A 17153-nucleotide genomic window follows, 5' to 3' on the forward strand; every position below is an offset into this window, starting at 1 on the left:
GGGCCACCCGCCAGTGGCCGACCGTAGCGCCGTTGTGGAGGCCGTGGCGGGAATCGAACCCGCGTAACTCCCGCGGGCGGAGCCCGCTGATGGATGCAGTGCAGGCGAGTCCCTGAACCGCTCGGGCACACGGCCGGCCACCCGCCAGTGGCCGACCGTAGCGCCGTTGTGGAGGCCGTGGCGGGAATCGAACCCGCGTAACTCCCGCGGGCGGAGCCCGCTGATGGATGCAGTGCAGGCGAGTCCCTGAACCGCTCGGGCACACGGCCGGCCACCCGCCAGTGGCCGACCGCAGTACCGTTGTGGAGGCCGTGGCGGGAATCGAACCCACGTAACTCGCTTTGCAGGCGAGTCCCTAAACCACTCGGGCACACGGCCGTGTTGGAACAACTCGAACAAAGTGCGCGTTCCGAACTCGGTACATCCGACCGTAGGCCGTGGTCGTTCCCGTGCTCAAGAGAAGCGGCCCCGCTGCAACGGGACTGCCATACCCCGTTCATGAACGGGGTCGTGGTCCTACGACCAAGGGCCCACGCGATCGCCGACTTCGGACAGGGGCCAATGTCGGTGGTGCCCCTTACGCTGGCGACCATGGCCACCCTGGAACCGCGTGACGCGGACGTTGCCGACGCCGTGCAGGCGCTCTCGGAAGCCGACGGCGCCGGTGTGCTGCGCGGGCCCTACCGTGCCCTCAGCATCGGCATCGTCTCCGTCGTGCTGCTGATCGCCTTCGAGGCGACGGCCGTGGGGACGGCGATGCCGGTCGCGGCGCGGGAGCTGGACGGGGTCTCGCTGTACGGGTTCGCGTTCTCGGGGTACTTCACGACGAGTCTGTTCGGCATGGTGCTCGCCGGTCAGTGGTCGGACCGGCGTGGGCCGCTCGGGCCGTTGACGGCGGGGATCGGCGCCTTCGCGGCCGGGCTGCTGTTGTCCGGGACCGCGGGGGCCATGTGGCTGTTCATCCTCGGCCGGGCCGTGCAGGGACTCGGCGGCGGGCTGGTGATCGTCGCGCTGTACGTGGTCGTGGGACGGGCCTACCCGGAGCGGTTGCGGCCGGCGATCATGGCGGCGTTCGCGGCGAGTTGGGTGCTGCCGTCCGTGGTGGGCCCGCTGGCCTCGGGCGCGGTGACCGAACACCTCGGCTGGCGCTGGGTGTTCGTCGGCATCCCGGTGCTGGTGGTGCTCCCGCTGGCGCTCGCGCTCCCGCAGATACGGCGGCTGGCGGCCGGCCCGGCGGAGGGGACCGAACCGGGCCCGTTCGACCGCCGCCGCATCCGCCTCGCCCTCGGGATCTCGCTGGGCGCGGGCCTGTTGCAGTACGCCGCGCAGGACCTGCGGTGGCTCGCCCTGATACCCGCCCTCGCGGGCGCCGCGCTGATGGTCCCGGCCGTGCTCGGACTGTTGCCCCGCGGTACGTACCGGGCGGCGCGCGGGCTGCCGTCCGTGGTGCTGTTGCGCGGGGTCGCGGCCGGGTCGTTCGTCGCGGCCGAGTCCTTCGTGCCGTTGATGCTGGTCACCCAGAGGGGGCTGTCGCCGACGCTCGCCGGGCTCTCGCTGGCGGCGGGCGGGGGTACCTGGGCGGTGGGGTCGTGGGTGCAGTCGCGGCCGCGTCTGGAGCCGTACCGGGAACGGCTGATGACGGCCGGCATGATCCTGGTCGCCGCCGCGATCGTGGCCGCGCCCAGCGTGCTGATCGAGGCGGTGCCGGTGTGGAGCGTCGCCGTGGCCTGGGCGTTCGGTTGCTTCGGCATGGGGCTGGTGATCTCGTCCAGCAGCGTCCTGATGCTCCACCTCTCCGCCCCGGAGGAGACCGGCGCCAACTCCGCGTCCCTGCAGATCTCCGACGGCCTCTCCAACGCCATGCTCCTCGCCGTCGGCGGCGCCGCCTTCGCGGCCCTCGGCGGCGGCACGGTCACCCACGCGGCCACCGAGGCCTCCGGCTCGGGTGCGCATCCGGCGGCGTTCGCGGCGGTGTTCCTGCCGATGGCGGGGGTGGCGTTGGTGGGGGCCTGGGTGACGACGCGGTTGCGGGCAGAACCCCGGTGACACCTGGTGGTACCGAGTAGTACCGTCAAGGTATGGCCGGACTGAACCTGCGCTTCACGGATGAGGAACTCGACGCACTGCGCGAGCGTGCGGCGGCGGAGGGACGCAGCATGCAAGCCTTCGCGCATGACGCGGTGATGTCAGCCATAAACGAGCACTCCCGACTGTTCAACGAGGCGGCCGAACACGTGCTGAAGGCCAGCGCCGAGTTGAACAAGAGGCTCGCCTGATGCACTACCTCACCCTCCCCGAGCTGCTGAACCTCGCGGAGCGGCTCGGGGCGGACGAGGTGCGCGACTACGGCCTCCTCGACTCCGCGCTCGCACGCCCGCAGTCCAGCGTGTTCGGCCAGGACGCCTATCCGGACGTGTGGCAGAAGGCGGCGGCCCTGATGGAGTCGCTGGCCCGCAATCACGCCCTCGTCGACGGAAACAAGCGCCTTGCCTGGTACGCGACCTGGGTCTTCCTGCACGTGAACGGGCACCCCCTGGATCCTGGTTTCGACGTGGACGAGGCCGAGGAGTTCGTGCTGGACGCATGCCAGGGGGCCTTGGACGTTCCCAAGATCGCTGCCCGGCTGCCCCGCTTCGCGCGCTGACCAAGAGCCGTAAGAGCCGCCGCCCGCTGTGAGGTAAGTCCCATCCACGGGCACCCGGCGCAGTCCCCGCGTTCACCCGACCGGCCCACCGATAGGGTGGCCCGGTTGTCATGCGTGGCCCCTTGAACCCGACCCACCCCCGGAGACCGTGAGTACCACCGCCGCCGCCAGCTCCGCCTCGCACTCGCATCACCTGTCGCCCGCCTTCCCCGGTCGCGCCCCATGGGGTACGGCCGGCAAGCTGCGTGCCTGGCAGCAGGGGGCGATGGAGAAGTACATCCAGGAACAGCCGCGCGACTTCCTGGCCGTGGCCACGCCCGGCGCCGGGAAGACGACCTTCGCGCTGACGCTCGCCTCCTGGCTGCTGCACCACCACGTCGTGCAGCAGGTCACCGTGGTCGCGCCCACCGAGCATCTGAAGAAGCAGTGGGCGGAGGCGGCGGCGCGGATCGGTATCAAGCTGGACCCCGAGTACAGCGCGGGACCGCTCGGCAAGGAGTACCACGGGGTCGCGGTCACGTACGCCGGTGTCGGCGTGCGGCCCATGCTGCACCGCAACCGCGTCGAGCAGCGCAAGACCCTCGTCATCCTCGACGAGATCCACCACGCGGGTGACAGCAAGTCCTGGGGCGAGGCCTGCCTGGAGGCGTTCGAGCCCGCGACGCGACGGCTCGCGCTCACCGGTACGCCCTTCCGGTCCGACACCAACCCCATCCCCTTCGTGGCGTACGAGGAGGGGAACGACGGGATCCGGCGCTCCGCCGCCGACTACACGTACGGATACGGGAACGCGCTCGCCGACCACGTCGTCCGGCCCGTCATCTTCCTCTCCTACAGCGGCAACATGCGCTGGCGGACGAAGGCGGGCGACGAGATCGCGGCCCGGCTCGGCGAGCCCATGACCAAGGACGCGATCAGCCAGGCCTGGCGCACCGCTCTCGACCCGCGCGGTGAGTGGATGCCCAGCGTGCTGCGGGCCGCCGACCACCGGCTGTCCGAGGTCCGCAAGGCCATCCCGGACGCCGGCGCCCTCGTCATCGCCTCCGACCAGGACTCGGCGCGCGCGTACGCGAAGCTCATCAGGGAGATCACCGGACACGCGGCGACCCTCGTCCTCTCCGACGACTCCGGAGCCTCGGACCGTATCGACGAGTTCAGCGGCAGCACCGACCGGTGGATGGTCGCCGTCCGCATGGTGTCCGAGGGCGTCGACGTGCCCAGGCTCGCGGTCGGCGTGTACGCCACCACCATCTCCACCCCGCTGTTCTTCGCGCAGGCCGTCGGCCGTTTCGTACGGTCCCGGCGGCGCGGCGAGACCGCCTCGGTCTTCCTGCCGACGGTTCCCGATCTGCTCTCGTTCGCGAACGAGATGGAGAGGGAACGGGACCACGTCCTCGACAAGCCCAAGAAGGGCGGCGAGGAGGACCCGTACGCCGAGGAGGAGAAGCTCCTCCAGGAGGCCGAGAAGCAGCAGGACGAGGACACCGGCGATCAGGACATGCTGCCGTTCGAGGCGCTCGAGTCCGACGCCGTGTTCGACCGGGTGACGTACAACGGCGCCGACTTCGGCATGCAGGCCCACCCGGGCAGTGAGGAGGAGCAGGACTACCTGGGCATCCCGGGCCTGCTGGAGCCCGACCAGGTGGAGCTCCTCCTCCAGAAGCGGCAGGCCCGGCAGATCGCGCACAGCCGGAAGAAGCCCGACTCGGAGGCCGACCTCCTGGAGCTGCCGGCCGACCGGCGGCCCGTCGTCACCCACAAGGAGCTGCTGGAACTGCGCAAGCAGCTCAACAGCATGGTCGGCGCCTACTCCCACCAGAGCGGCAAGCCGCACGGCGTGATCCACACCGAGGTGCGCCGGGTGTGCGGCGGCCCGCCGAGCGCGGAGGCCACGGCGGGGCAGCTGCGCCAGCGGATCGCCAAGGTGCAGGAGTGGGCCACCCGGATGCGGTGACGCCGGGCGCTGTGCCTGAGCAGGTTTTTCAGGGCATCCGCCGTGCTTCGAGTGCGGGTTCGTTGTGGTCGGTCGCGCCCACGCGGCGGAGCCGCATATCGACACAGCCCCGCGCCCCTTTCGGGGCGCCCCTCGCACCGGGCCTATCAGGACAAACGGAAGTAGTCCGTACCGGGTGCTGACCGGATTCTGGACGGAGACTTCCGCTCAGCGAACCGGCTCGCTACTGTCCCTCCACGCATACGCCCCGTGGCAACGCCGCCCCGGAGCGCAGCCGTGAAGCGACTCCGCCCGGAGAGCACATCCGGGTTCAGCCGACCGGCGGCCACTGAAGCGCGTCGCCGACGGGACCGGTGACGCATCCGCCGCGGAGGGGGCCGCCGCCCTCACCAAGAAGGAGTGGGCGTCGTGACCGCGGAGACCTCCCAGACGCTCGACCGGGGACTGCGCGTCCTCAAGCTGCTCGCCGACACGGATCACGGACTGACCGTCACCGAGCTCTCACACAAGCTGGGCGTGAACCGGACCGTTGTGTACCGGTTGCTCGCCACCCTGGAGCAGCACGCTCTCGTCCGTCGTGACCTGGGCGGCAGGGCCCGCGTCGGCCTGGGCGTGCTCCGCCTGGGCCGCCAGGTGCACCCTCTGGTCCGGGAGGCAGCGCTGCCCGCGCTGCGCTCCCTCGCGGAGGACATAGGCGCGACCGCGCATCTGACCCTCGTCGACGGGACGGAGGCGCTGGCCGTCGCGGTCGTCGAGCCGACGTGGACGGACTACCACGTGGCGTACCGGGCCGGGTTCCGCCACCCGCTGGACCGGGGGGCGGCGGGCCGCGCCATCCTCGCCGCCCGGCAGCAGCCGCTCGACGGACCCGGCTACACCCTCACGCACGGGGAACTGGAGGCCGGCGCGAGCGGCGCCGCCGCACCCCTGCTCGGGGTGACCGGCGTCGAGGGAAGCGTGGGCGTCGTGATGCTCGCGGACGCGGTGCCGGAGCGGGTGGGCCCCCGGGTCCTCGACGCAGCGCGGGAAGTCGCTGAAGCGCTGCGCTGAGAGCGCGGCTCGTCGCGCCCGGGACAGGGACCTCCCCCGTGGGTCCCCGTCCCGGGCGCGATCGCCCACCCCCCTTTCCCCGTGTTCCCCGGGGAGCGCCGGAGTGTCTCAGGTGGGGAGGCCGCCGAGCCACTCCAGCAGGATCTTGGTGAAGGTGTCCGCCCGTTCCATGTTCGCGTAGTGGGCGGCGCCCTCGATCGCCGTCGTACGGCTCTCACCCGCGACGATGTCGACGAGACGGTCGGCCATGGCGATCAGGTCGGGCGCGTCGAGGGCGCCGTTGACGGCCAGCACGGGGACCGTGATGCCCGCGGCGCGGGCCCAGGTGTCGGTCACCGGGACGGACCAGTCGGGTTCGTCGGGCGTGTGCTTGGTGATGGTCCCGCGCAGCATGTCCCGTACGCGCCGTACGACATCCGGGTCGACCTCGTCGAGCGTGCGGTGAGGACCGGCCACGGCCGACACGGAGACATCGACCCAGCCCTCGACGTCACCGGCCTCCAGGGCGGCCTGCCGACGGGCCCCGAAGTCCCTGGTCCAGGGGTCCCGGTACTCGGGCTCGCTGGTCCCCGCGCCGCTGACGGCGAGCGCGCGGACGAGGCCGGGGTGCTCGAGCGCGGTGTCGACCGCGACAGCCGCACCCATCGACATCCCGACCAGGACGGCGGGGCCCACGTCCAGATGGCGCAGGAGCGCGGCGAGATCGTCCGCGAACCGGAAGGGCCGGCTCGCGTTGCCGGACACACCGTGGCCGCGCGCGTCCGGTGCGATCACCCGGTGGCCGACCGCGAGGAGCGGTACGACGTCGTCCCACATGCGGTGGTCGGTGAACCCGCCGTGCAGCAGCACCAGAGGGGGCCCCGCGCCTCCGGTGTCGCGGTAGGCGAGGGGGCCGTCGCCGGACGGGAACGTACGTACCTGCGATGCACCTGTCATGACAACCAAGGTGTCATGCTGGCGGTGGCTTGGCAACCAAGGTGTCATTCTGGTTCTGTGGGCCCGTGAGCAAGAGTGATGACAAGCCCCTCGCGCCCGACGACCTCGCCTCCCGTCTGTACGAGGTGTTCGCCGTCCTCGGCCCCCTGTACCGGCGCGTGTCCCGCGGGGTGGAGCTGAACGAGCCGATCGAGGGGATGCCCATCGGCGTCCGCGCCGTCCTTGACCTCCTGCGCGTCCACGGGCCCATGACCGTCCCGCAAATGGGTCGCGCTCAGGCGCTCAGCCGTCAGTTCGTGCAGCGGATGGTCAACGACGCGGCGGCCGGCGGCCTCGTCGAGGCCATCCCCAACCCCGCCCACCAGCGGTCCTCGCTGATCCGGCTCACAGGCGTCGGCCGCACGGCCATCGAGACGGTCATCGCCCGCGAGAGCGAGCTGCTGAAGCGGGTGGGGGGCGATCTGACCGGCGCGGACGTGGACACCTGCGTGCGCGTGCTCACGCGGGTGCTCGACGTGTTCGAGGACGTCGACGTGAACTGACGCGGACCCGGGGGCCCGGGCGGCCGTGTGCCGACCGCCGACTGGCCGGAAGTCACCCGCGCGTTAGATTGATCCTGTGCTCTCTCGCCTCTCCAGCCTGTCGCGCCCCAAGGCCGTCGCCGTCTGTGCCCTGCCCGTCGTGGCCCTGCTCGCCACGGCGGCGTTCGCACCGCTGCCGTTCTCCGTGGCGCAACCCGGCCTGACGGCGAACGTCCTTGGTTCGAACAAGGGCGAGCCGGTGATCACGATCAGCGGCGCGACGACCCGTGAGACGCGCGGGCAGCTGCGCATGACGACGATCGAGGCGACGGGCCCGGACGCGCACGTCGACCTCGCCGATGTCGTCGACGGATGGTTCCGTACGGACCAGGCGGTGATGCCGCGCGACGCGGTGTACCCGACCGGCGGCAACGTCAAGGAGATCGAGAAGCACAACGCGGCGGAGATGAAGGAGTCCCAGAACGCGGCGGCCGAGGCGGCGCTCGCGTACCTGGGCAAGAACGGCGACGACGTCAAGGTCACCCTGAAGCTGTCCGACGTGGGCGGCCCCAGCGCAGGCCTGCTGTTCTCCCTCGGTGTCATCGACAAGCTCAACGGCGACGGCAACGGCGGCGACCTCACGGGAGGCCGCGTCATCGCCGGTACGGGAACGATCGACGCCGCCGGCAAGGTCGGTGCGGTCGGCGGGGTGGCCCTCAAGACCCAGGCCGCCCACCGTGACGGCGCCACCGTCTTCCTGGTCCCGAGGGCCGAGTGCTCCGACGCGAAGTCCGAGCTGCCGAAGGGCCTGCGCCTGATCCCGGTGACGACGCTGAAGGGCGCGGTCAACTCCCTCGTGGCCCTGGAGAAGGGCAAGGGCTCGGTCCCCAGCTGCTAGGCCTGGCGGGCTACGGCCACCGCCCTGGGCGCGGAAGCGAGCCGGAGGCCGACCTCGACGAGGGTCCAGCCGAGACGAGCGCGCAGGTCACGCGGCTGCCGGACCGCGGCGGCCAGCCGGTATGTGTCGGCCTCGTGGCGGAGGTCGGCGAGGTGGGCGTTGTGCAGGGCGAGCCGGGTCTCGATGTGCATGGGGTGCATCGGGTCCATCGGATCGGAGCCTCTCAGTCCGTGTGGATGGGGAAGAGGTGCGTGTGGACGCGTACCGTCTCGGCGTCCGGGGTGTCCTCGGCGGGTGTCTTGGCGCGGTAGCTGTCGACGAGGTCGTGCATCTTCGTGATGAGGTCGAGGGCCAGCTCCGGCGTGAGGCGCAGGGTCATGTCGCTCAGGTCGGTGGAGCGGTTCCACTCCTCGGACCAATCGCTGGTGGTGCCCAGGTAGGTGGCGATCTCCTGGGTATGGATGTTCGCGACCTCGTGGATGAACAGGTCGGCGGCGCCGCGAACGGCCGGGTCGGGATGGTGGTGGAGCGCGTCGTCGAACTGCACGCCCGTATGGACCGCTTGCCACCACCGCTCCCGCCCCCTGCCGTGCTCCGGCGCGTCCTCGATGAAGCCGTGCTCGGCGAGCTGGCGCAGGTGGTAGCTGGTGGCGCCGCTGGACTCACCCAACTTGGCCGCGAGCTGGGACGCGGTGGCCGGGCCGCCGCGCCGCAAGGCGGCGAGCAGGGTCATGCGCAGCGGATGCGCGAGCCCGCGCAGGGAGCGGGCGTCGAGGACCCGCGGTGAAGGGACTTCGGGATCGGGCATGCATGCAAAGGTAGCGTTGCAAAGAATCCCTTGCAAGGATTTCTTTGTAAGGGGTTCTTTGGGGTCAGCTCTTTGGAACCCTCCTACTCCCAGTCCTCCGCCGCCTGCTCCACCAGCGGAATCACCCGCAACGGCACCGGGTTCTCCATGACGATCGCCGTCGAGGCCCGGACGATCCCGTCGAAGCCGACGACGCGGTCGATCACCCTCTGGAGGTCCGCGTTCGAGCGGGCCACGAGTCGGCACAGCATGTCCCCGTTGCCGGTCGTGGTGTGCAGTTCCAGTACTTCCGGCACGGTCGCCAGGTGTGCCCGTACGTCCGGGCCCTGGCCCTGCCGGATCTGCAGCGTCGCGAACGCCGTCACCGGATATCCGAGGGCGGCCGGGTCCACCTGCGGGCCGAAGCCCCGGATGACCCCGTTCGACTGGAGCCGGTCGAGCCGCGCCTGGACCGTGCCGCGCGCGACCCCCAGCCGCCGGGACATCTCCAGCACCCCGATACGCGGCTCCCGGGCCAGCAGCACGATGATCCGGCCGTCGAGATGATCGATCGCCATGAAGGCCTCCCCGATGGGCACCCTGTACAGAGCATCCGCCATTGCGGGCATCCTGCTGAGCATATTGCCCAGCGAATCAGCAAACTATTGCGCACCTTGCCGGAGCGGAGAGAGTCTGCGCCTATGACACAGACCACACACCACACTCCCGACACCGCACGGCAGGCCGACCCCTTCCCGGTCAAGGGGATGGACGCGGTCGTGTTCGCCGTGGGCAACGCCAAGCAGGCGGCCCACTACTACTCCACCGCCTTCGGCATGCGGCTGGTGGCGTACTCCGGACCCGAGAACGGCAGCCGCGAGACCGCGAGCTACGTGCTGGAGAACGGCTCCGCGCGCTTCGTGTTCACCTCGGTGATCAAGGCCGCCACCACCTGGGGCCACTTCCTCGCCGAGCACGTGGCCGAGCACGGCGACGGCGTCGTCGACCTCGCCATCGAGGTCCCGGACGCGCGCGCCGCGTACGCCTACGCGATCGAGCACGGCGCCCGCTCCGTCGCCGAGCCGTACGAACTGAAGGACGAGCACGGCACGGTCGTCCTCGCCGCGATCGCCACGTACGGCACCACCCGGCACACCCTCGTCGAGCGCGCCGGCTACGACGGCCCGTACCTGCCCGGCTTCGCGGCCGCCGACCCGATCGTCGAGCCGCCGGCCCACCGCACGTTCCAGGCCGTCGACCACTGCGTCGGCAACGTCGAGCTCGGCCGTATGAACGAGTGGGTGGAGTTCTACAACAAGGTCATGGGCTTCACGAACATGAAGGAGTTCGTGGGCGACGACATCGCCACCGAGTACAGCGCCCTGATGTCGAAGGTCGTCGCCGACGGCACCCTCAAGGTGAAGTTCCCGATCAACGAGCCCGCCATCGCCAAGAAGAAGTCCCAGATCGACGAGTACCTGGAGTTCTACGGCGGCGCCGGCGTCCAGCACATCGCGCTCAACACCAACGACATCGTGCGGACGGTACGGACGATGCGGGCGGCGGGCGTGCAGTTCCTCAACACCCCCGACTCGTACTACGACACCCTGGGCGAGTGGGTCGGCGAGACGCGCGTGCCCGTGGCGACCCTGCGCGAGCTGAAGATCCTGGCCGACCGGGACGAGGACGGCTACCTCCTCCAGATCTTCACCAAGCCGGTCCAGGACCGCCCGACGGTCTTCTTCGAGATCATCGAACGGCACGGTTCGATGGGATTCGGCAAGGGCAACTTCAAGGCGCTGTTCGAGGCGATCGAGAGGGAACAGGAAAAGCGGGGCAACCTGTAACCCGGGCTGCCACTGCGGCGCCCACGGAACTGACGCCGTGGGGCCGCACGGCACCGCCTTCCCACGCGCCCGCCCTTCTCCTACGTGCTTCTACGCGGATGTCCCGCCCGAGCGTCGGACGGCCGTGGGGGTGGGGGCACTGGGGGAGGGCCCGCCCGGCAGCCCCTGTTTCTCCACCTCCGCCGGCCCCTTGTCCGACGGCTCTCCCAGCTCGCCCAGCGCCTCCTTCGCCACCGGCGCGTGCAGCAGCGAGAAGTACGGGTTGAGGCGCATGGCCTCGGCCAGGTGGCGGCGGGCCGGGCCCTGCAACCCCAGGGCGTACTCGATCACTCCCCGGTGGTAGGCGTACAGCGCGCTGCGGACCTCGCCGCCATGTGCCCTGTCGGTCGTCCGCGTCGCGAACCGCAGCGCCTCCTCGTCCTCGCCGGCCCGGTGCAGCGCCCACCCCAGCGCGTCCGCCGCACGCAGGCTCGGCTGCCGCTCCCACTCGGCCCGCAGGAGGCCGACCGCTTTCTCCGGGTCGCCGTGGTCCGCCTCGAACAGACCGAGGAACAGGTCGCGGTTCACCCCCGCCTTCGTGTCCGCGCGCACGACCTTGCGTACGGTGCGGTACTGGGTCCGCGCCTCGGACTGACGTCCCAGCGACTCGTACAGCTCGCCCAGCTCCAGGGCGTACCGGGGCGACCTCGTCCTCGTCAGCGCCGACCGGTACGCGCGTTCCGCCGCCCTCGTGCGGCCCAGGGCGGCCAGCGCCCGGGCCCGCCCGGCCACGGCGCCGGGTTCGCCGGGGTCGGCGTGCAGGGCGGCCGTGTCGTAGTCCAGGGACTCCTCCAGGTCGCCGCGCTGCCACGCGATCTCGCCCGCCTGCACGAGGTACGTGGCCCGCTCGGCGGGACCCTCCGCGCGGGCGACCGCCTCCGACAGCGCCGCGGCCGCGTCCTCGCGCCGGCCCTGGTCCCAGTAGACCCGGGCCGCCCGCGCCGTCACCGCGGGCGCCGTCACATCGAACCGGGACCGCAGGGCGAGCAGCCGGTCCAGGGTCACGCGGGCGGCCTTGTAGTCACCGACACCGTCGTACGCGTCGATCAGCGGCGGGTACGACGTCCAGCGCTCGGGCGCCACCCGTACGGCCTGCTCGCCCCACTGCCGGGCCGTCCGGAAGTCGTGCCGCGCGCCCGCCAGCTCGGCCAGGCCGTCGTACGCCTCCGCGTTGCGGCTCGGGCGGACCTTCAGCGACGTACGCAGTGCCCGCTCGGCCCTCGGGAAGTCCGCGGCCACCCCGGTACGGCGCCCCCGCTCCACGTACGCCGCGCCGAGCACCGCCCACGACCGCCCGTCCTGCGGACTCCTGCGCAGCCGGCGTTCGCGGTCACGGATCAACTGGGTCAGATCGGGCAGTGTGGCGGGCCCCCCGGCCGCCACGGCCGCCCGGGCCCGTGCCTTGGGTCCCGGCGCGGGCGCCGCCGGTGGCTTCCCCTCGTCGTCCGGCAGCACCATCAGCACACCGCCGAGTACGGCACTCGCGGCCATCGTCCAGCCCAGTGCACGCCGCATCGTCCGCCCGGTCACCCCGAACCGCCGCTTTTCGCTCTCCATGCCGCTTACTGTGCGTCCGTACGAACACACGACGCGGCACCCGAAAGGCCCTCGCCGACGGGTTCACACCGATGGCGGTCCGGTGCGACGCTGTGATCATGAGTCGTATCGAAGCGCCGAGGGACGACATCACCACTAACCTCCTCGATCGCCTGCTCGCCGGACTCCCGGCCGAGGCGGTCGTCACCGACCCGGACGTCACGGCCTCGTACGCGAACGACATGGCGAGCTTCTGCGAGGCGGGCACCCCGGCCGTCGTCGTGCTGCCCCGTACCGTCGAGCAGGTCCAGCACGTCATGCGCACCGCCACCGAGCTGCGCGTCCCCGTCGTCCCGCAGGGCGCCCGCACCGGCCTGTCGGGCGGGGCCAACACCTCCGACGGCTGTATCGCGCTCTCCCTGACGAAGATGGACCGCATCCTGGAGATCAACCCGGTCGACCGGATCGCCGTCGTCGAACCGGGCGTCATCAACGCCGCGCTCTCCCGCGCGGTGAACGAGCACGGCCTGTACTACCCGCCGGACCCCTCCAGCTGGGAGATGTGCACCATCGGCGGCAACATCGGCACGGCCTCCGGCGGCCTGTGCTGCGTGAAGTACGGGGTGACGGCCGAGTACGTGCTCGGCCTCGACGTCGTGCTGGCCGACGGGCGGCTCATGTCCACCGGCCGCCGCACGGCGAAAGGCGTCGCCGGGTACGACCTCACCCGGCTCTTCGTGGGCTCGGAAGGCTCGCTCGGCATCGTCGTACGCGCCGTCCTGGGCCTCAGGCCGCAGCCGCCCCAGCAACTGGTGCTGGCGGCGGAGTTCCCCTCCGCCTCCGCCGCCTGCGACGCCGTGTGCCGGATCATGGAGGGCGGGCACGTGCCGTCCCTCCTCGAACTGATGGACCGCACGACGGTGAAGGCCGTCAACGCCATCGCCAACATGGGCCTCCCGGAGACCACCGAGGCCCTGCTCCTCGCCGCCTTCGACACCCCCGACCCCGCCGCCGACCTCGCCGCGGTCGGCGCCCTGTGCGAGGCCGCGGGCGCCTCCCAGGTCGTCCCGGCGGACGACGCGGCCGAGTCGGAACTGCTGCTCCAGGCGCGGCGGTTGTCGCTCACCGCGCTCGAGGCGGTCAAGGGCACCACGATGATCGACGACGTGTGCGTGCCCCGCTCCCGGCTCGGCGACATGCTGGAGGGCGTCGACCGCATAGCCGAGAAGTACGACCTCACGATCGGCGTCTGCGCCCACGCCGGCGACGGCAACACCCATCCCACCGTCTGCTTCGACGCGACCGACCCCGACGAGTCGCGGCGCGCCCGTGAGTCGTTCGACGAGATCATGGCCCTCGGGCTGGAACTCGGCGGCACGATCACCGGCGAGCACGGCGTGGGTGTCCTCAAGAAGGAGTGGCTGGCCCGCGAGATCGGCCCGGTCGGGCTGGAGATGCAGCGCGCGGTCAAGGCGGTCTTCGACCCGCTGGGCATCCTCAACCCGGGCAAACTCTTCTGACCCACGCCTGTCTCCGCGTCACTCACCGTCCGTCGACTCGTCCGACGCCAACGGGTCGAGCAGCCACAGGTCGTCGGCGGGGGTCGGGGCGAGCCACTCGGCCAGGACGTCGTCGATGTGGAGCTGCTCGGCCTCGGAGCCCGGGGGCACGACGCGCAGGGTGCGCTCCAGCCACGCCGCCACCTGCGCGGCCGGGGCTTCGAGGAGGGCGTCTCCGCCGGGGGAACTCAGTGCCATCAGGACGACGCCGCGGCCCCGCACCTTCGTCGGCCACACCCGCACGTCTCCGTGCCCGGACGGACGGAACACGCCCTCGATCAGCAGTTCGCGGGCGAACGTCCAGTGGACGGGGTGGTCGGAGTTGACGTGGAAGGTGACGTGGACGGCGTACGGGTCGTCACTGCGGTAGGTGAGTCTGGCCTGTACGGGGACGCTGCGCTCCGGTGACAGGACGAGCTGGAGCTCCAGCTCGCGGTCCACCACGGTGGGATGCATGGTGCGGTTTCCTCTCCGACGGGTCGTGGGGTGGGCCGGTGGGCGGCCCGTACGGATGGAGAGGGGGGTGGAGCCGGATCATTACGCGACTCCCCAAAACTTTTTTCGCCCCCGCTGCCGTGGGTTGGCTGCGGGTTGTTGGCTGCGGGTTGGGTGTGACTGGTCGCGAAGTTCCCCGCGCCCCTGAAAACCAGCCCCCAGTCCCTCCGAGCCCCTGACTTCCGGCCCCTTGGGGGCACCTCCCAGCGGTAGCTGGGGGAGTTCGAGGAGCGGGGTCCGGGGCGGAGCCCCGGGGAAGGGACGGGTAGACGGGTAGGGGCGGCGGGGGCGAGGAAAAAACTCGCCCACCCCCGGCACTCCGTAGCAGAACCGTGCTCGAAAGGGGTGGGTCCGGCGGGAGGGGCGGTGACTGTTGCGGACGTCTGGTAGATGTTGATGCCCCCAACCAACCCCCGAGCAGATACGGGACGACGGACATGAGCGCCCCAACCCCGGCCCCCGGTGACGACAGGCCCCGCGAAGGGTATTACCCGGACCCGTCCATTCCTGGATACGTCCGTTACTGGAACGGTGCCTCCTGGGTGCCGGGGACGAGCCGTCCGGCGCCCTCCGACGGCGAACCGCTCGCAGCACCCGGCGCGGCCCCCGCCACCCCCGCCACCCCGGCCTCCCTGGAGGAGACGGGCCCGCACTTCTTCGACGAGGACCCGGAACCCGCCGCGCCCGAAGCGGCCGAGCCCCCCGCGCCCGCCGAGGAGCCGGACAGGCCGGCTCCGGCCGAGACCCAGCACGGCAGCAGGCCCGAGCCGGCGACCGCATGGGGCGCCGACCGCTCCCGGCAGGCCGGCTTCGGCCGCGACCAGGGCCGCGTCTCCTGGGGCTCGCAGCGCGCGGGGGACCCGCGGACGTCGGGCGACCAGCCGACCCGGTCCGACGGCGACTCGGCACGCACCGCGAGCACCGACGGCACGGCGACGATCCCGCCCGCGGACGACGAGGCCCCGGACGGCACGATGGTCTTCCGCCGCGCGAACGCGAACGCGAACCCGGAGCCCACGGAGGCCGAGGGCACCATGAAGTTCCGGTCGCCTCTCGCGGGCAGGGGTGGCCGGAGCGGGAGCGCGGGGGCGGTCGACGACGGCACCGGACGTCCCTACGGCTCCCCCCGGACGAACGCTCAGGCCGCCGCGCAGCAGGCGCTGGGCCTCAACCCCCAGGCCAACCCCCAGACGGCCTCCGAAAGCCCGTCAGGTCCCCGGCAGAGCCCTCAGCAGGGTCCCCAGCAGGGCCCGGGACAGGGCCCGCAGACCGCGCCTCCGGCCGCCGCCAGCCCGGCTCCTCCGAACCCTCCGGCCCAGCGGCAGCCGACCAGCCCTCAACAGCCCCCGGCCGCCCACCAGCAGCCCACCGCACACCAGCCCTCCGCCCCGGTTCCCGCACACCCCGACGACCCGGGCGGTGCCTTCTCGCAGCAGGCCGCGCCCGCCCAGACCCCCCTCAGCGCGGGTACCGGCGGCGGACAGCCGTCCTGGGCGCAACAGGTGGGCCAACTGGCGGGCGCGGACGGGGAGCAGCGCGTCGCGCCGTGGAAGCCGGTCAGCGAGGACCCGTTCCAGGCCGCCGCCCGCGCCCAGGCCGCGGCCCGGCCGGCGGGGCTCGGCAAGCGGCTGGCCGCCCGGCTGCTGGACACGATCGTCGTCCTCGCCGTCACCGGCGCGGTCGCCGTGCCGTTCGGCACCAAGGCGATCGACCACGTCAACGAGAAGATCGACGCGGCCAAGCAGTCCGGCGAGACCGTCACGGTCTGGCTGCTCGACGGCACGACCTCGGTCTACTTCGGCATCATTCTCGGCGTGCTGCTCGTCTGCGGCGTCCTCTACGAGGCGCTGCCCACCGCCAAGTGGGGCCGGACCCTCGGCAAGAAGCTGCTCGGCCTGGAGGTCCGCGACATCGAGGGCCACGAGCCGCCGACCTTCGGACTGGCCGTACGCCGCTGGCTCGTCTACAGCATCCCGGGCCTGCTCGGCGTCGGCGTCGTCGGCGTCCTGTGGTGCGTGTTCGACCGCCCCTGGCGCCAGTGCTGGCACGACAAGGCGGCCCATACGTTCGTAGCCGGATAGACCGGACAGGCCGGACAGGCCAGATAAACCGAATAAACCGAATAGAACAGATGAGCTGGGTGAACCAGGTAAACCGGGTAAACCGCACGGGTCAGGCAAACCTCGTACTCCGGACGGACCTGCGCCGGATGCGGAGCCGGAGGGTTCGCGGTCGACTCGGGCCATGAGTACCGAACCGCCGCCCCCCGGCTCCGGTGAGTCCCCTGACGACCAGTTCAGGAAGGAGCCCCCGCCTCCGTCGGGTTCGCCCTACGACTCCCCGTACGGTCGTGAGCCGCCGCCCTACGCGGGTGACCCGTTCGGCGGGGGCCCCTACGGCACCGACCCGCTCGCCGGTATGCCCCCGCTGGCCGACAGCGGCAAGCGCGTGGCCGCCCGTGTCATCGACATGATCGCCGTGCTCGCCGTGGTGCTGCTGTTGAGCTGGGCGTTCGGGCTCGTCCGGTTCACCACGGGCGCGGACACCGACTACGCCGACTCCCTGGGCACGAGCGCCATCGCCCTCGTGTTGTTCATGGCGTACGACACCTACTTCACGGTCAAGAACGGCCAGACCCCCGGCAAGCAGCTGATGAAGCTGCGGACGGCGAACCTCGACGACGGGTCCACGCCCACCGTGCGGGACTCGCTGCTGCGCGCGGCCGTCCTGTGGATCCCGTTCGCGTTCTGCTGCGCCTGCATCTGGCTCGCCATCACCGGAGGCTGGAGCTTCTTCGACAAGCCCTACAAGCAGGGACTCCACGACAAGGCGGCCAGGACGGTGGTGGTCAGCACCGCGTGACCGCCCCGCCCGGTGGAGCAACTGG

At 71.6% G+C, this 17153-nt stretch carries 17 protein-coding genes and 3 tRNA genes; 11 read left to right on the top strand and 9 right to left on the bottom strand.

The window, feature by feature from the left end; genetic code table 11:
• Positions 1–35: 35 nt before the first annotated feature.
• The 3 genes from AB0959_RS27020 to AB0959_RS27030 all read right to left on the bottom strand — a co-directional run bounded on the left by AB0959_RS27020 (position 36) and on the right by AB0959_RS27030 (position 378).
• Positions 36–135, bottom strand: a tRNA-OTHER gene (locus AB0959_RS27020).
• A gap of 34 nt (positions 136–169) precedes the next feature.
• A tRNA-OTHER gene (locus AB0959_RS27025) sits at positions 170–269 on the bottom strand.
• A 34-nt stretch (positions 270–303) separates the two neighbouring features.
• Positions 304–378: transfer RNA gene (locus tag AB0959_RS27030), tRNA-Cys, on the bottom strand.
• A 213-nt stretch (positions 379–591) separates the two neighbouring features.
• Here AB0959_RS27030 and AB0959_RS27035 point away from each other — a divergent pair.
• From AB0959_RS27035 to AB0959_RS27055, 5 genes are all read left to right on the top strand, one after another.
• Entirely contained in the window at positions 592–2046 is a 1455-nt protein-coding gene (locus AB0959_RS27035; RefSeq protein WP_366829155.1) for an MFS transporter, read from the top strand.
• Positions 2047–2078: 32 nt separating this feature from the next.
• Positions 2079–2276, top strand: coding sequence for a hypothetical protein (locus AB0959_RS27040; RefSeq protein ID WP_366829156.1), 198 nt, complete (start codon positions 2079–2081; stop codon positions 2274–2276).
• Positions 2276–2644, top strand: coding sequence for a Fic family protein (locus AB0959_RS27045; RefSeq protein ID WP_366829157.1), 369 nt, complete (start codon positions 2276–2278; stop codon positions 2642–2644). The genes AB0959_RS27040 and AB0959_RS27045 overlap by 1 nt, the downstream gene beginning before the upstream one ends.
• 148 nt (positions 2645–2792) lie before the next feature.
• The gene (locus AB0959_RS27050) at positions 2793–4598 is read left to right on the top strand and encodes a DEAD/DEAH box helicase (RefSeq protein WP_366829158.1); all 1806 of its coding nucleotides are present in this window, start codon (positions 2793–2795) and stop codon (positions 4596–4598) included.
• Between the two features lie 408 nt (positions 4599–5006).
• Positions 5007–5648, top strand: a complete 642-nt coding sequence (locus AB0959_RS27055; protein WP_322723916.1) for a helix-turn-helix domain-containing protein — start codon at positions 5007–5009, stop codon at positions 5646–5648.
• 108 nt (positions 5649–5756) lie between these two features.
• Here the strand turns inward: AB0959_RS27055 and AB0959_RS27060 are convergent, their stop codons facing one another.
• Positions 5757–6584, bottom strand: a complete 828-nt coding sequence (locus tag AB0959_RS27060; protein WP_366829159.1) for an alpha/beta hydrolase — start codon at positions 6582–6584, stop codon at positions 5757–5759.
• A 65-nt stretch (positions 6585–6649) separates the two neighbouring features.
• Here AB0959_RS27060 and AB0959_RS27065 point away from each other — a divergent pair, with 65 nt between their 5' ends.
• Positions 6650–7126, top strand: coding sequence for a MarR family transcriptional regulator (locus AB0959_RS27065; RefSeq protein ID WP_366829160.1), 477 nt, complete (start codon positions 6650–6652; stop codon positions 7124–7126).
• A 76-nt stretch (positions 7127–7202) separates the two neighbouring features.
• Positions 7203–8003, top strand: a complete 801-nt coding sequence (locus AB0959_RS27070; RefSeq protein WP_366829161.1) for a S16 family serine protease — start codon at positions 7203–7205, stop codon at positions 8001–8003.
• On the opposite strand, the gene AB0959_RS27075 is transcribed toward AB0959_RS27070, so the two are convergent.
• The 3 genes from AB0959_RS27075 to AB0959_RS27085 form a co-directional block, all read right to left on the bottom strand.
• Positions 8000–8194 carry a hypothetical protein gene (locus tag AB0959_RS27075; RefSeq protein ID WP_366829193.1) on the bottom strand — a complete coding sequence of 65 codons (195 nt, stop codon included), beginning with the start codon at positions 8192–8194 and terminating at the stop codon, positions 8000–8002. The genes AB0959_RS27070 and AB0959_RS27075 overlap by 4 nt on opposite strands.
• 32 nt (positions 8195–8226) lie before the next feature.
• Positions 8227–8811 (bottom strand): helix-turn-helix domain-containing protein, encoded by a 585-nt coding sequence (locus AB0959_RS27080; protein WP_366829162.1) that lies wholly within the window; start codon positions 8809–8811, stop codon positions 8227–8229.
• Positions 8812–8894: 83 nt separating this feature from the next.
• On the bottom strand, positions 8895–9368 hold the full coding sequence (locus AB0959_RS27085) for an Lrp/AsnC family transcriptional regulator (RefSeq protein ID WP_366829163.1): 474 nt from the start codon (positions 9366–9368) through the stop codon (positions 8895–8897).
• Positions 9369–9491: 123 nt separating this feature from the next.
• On the opposite strand from AB0959_RS27085, the gene hppD reads away from it, so the two are divergent.
• Entirely contained in the window at positions 9492–10637 is a 1146-nt protein-coding gene (gene hppD / locus AB0959_RS27090; protein WP_366829164.1) for a 4-hydroxyphenylpyruvate dioxygenase, read from the top strand.
• A gap of 90 nt (positions 10638–10727) precedes the next feature.
• On the opposite strand, the gene AB0959_RS27095 is transcribed toward hppD, so the two are convergent.
• On the bottom strand, positions 10728–12233 hold the full coding sequence (locus AB0959_RS27095) for a tetratricopeptide repeat protein (RefSeq protein WP_366829165.1): 1506 nt from the start codon (positions 12231–12233) through the stop codon (positions 10728–10730).
• A 92-nt stretch (positions 12234–12325) separates the two neighbouring features.
• On the opposite strand from AB0959_RS27095, the gene AB0959_RS27100 reads away from it, so the two are divergent.
• Complete coding sequence (locus tag AB0959_RS27100; protein ID WP_366829166.1) at positions 12326–13732, top strand: FAD-linked oxidase C-terminal domain-containing protein; 1407 nt, start codon at positions 12326–12328, stop codon at positions 13730–13732.
• Positions 13733–13750: 18 nt separating this feature from the next.
• On the opposite strand, the gene AB0959_RS27105 is transcribed toward AB0959_RS27100, so the two are convergent.
• Positions 13751–14227: an SsgA family sporulation/cell division regulator gene (locus tag AB0959_RS27105; RefSeq protein ID WP_366829167.1), complete on the bottom strand. Its 477-nt coding sequence runs from the start codon at positions 14225–14227 to the stop codon at positions 13751–13753.
• A gap of 476 nt (positions 14228–14703) precedes the next feature.
• On the opposite strand from AB0959_RS27105, the gene AB0959_RS27110 reads away from it, so the two are divergent.
• Positions 14704–16347: an RDD family protein gene (locus AB0959_RS27110; RefSeq protein WP_366829168.1), complete on the top strand. Its 1644-nt coding sequence runs from the start codon at positions 14704–14706 to the stop codon at positions 16345–16347.
• A gap of 163 nt (positions 16348–16510) precedes the next feature.
• The gene (locus AB0959_RS27115; RefSeq protein ID WP_366829169.1) at positions 16511–17128 is read left to right on the top strand and encodes an RDD family protein; all 618 of its coding nucleotides are present in this window, start codon (positions 16511–16513) and stop codon (positions 17126–17128) included.
• Positions 17129–17153 lie beyond the last annotated feature (25 nt).

Source organism: Streptomyces sp. NPDC046862 (genome assembly GCF_040704615.1).
GTDB lineage: Bacteria > Actinomycetota > Actinomycetes > Streptomycetales > Streptomycetaceae > Streptomyces.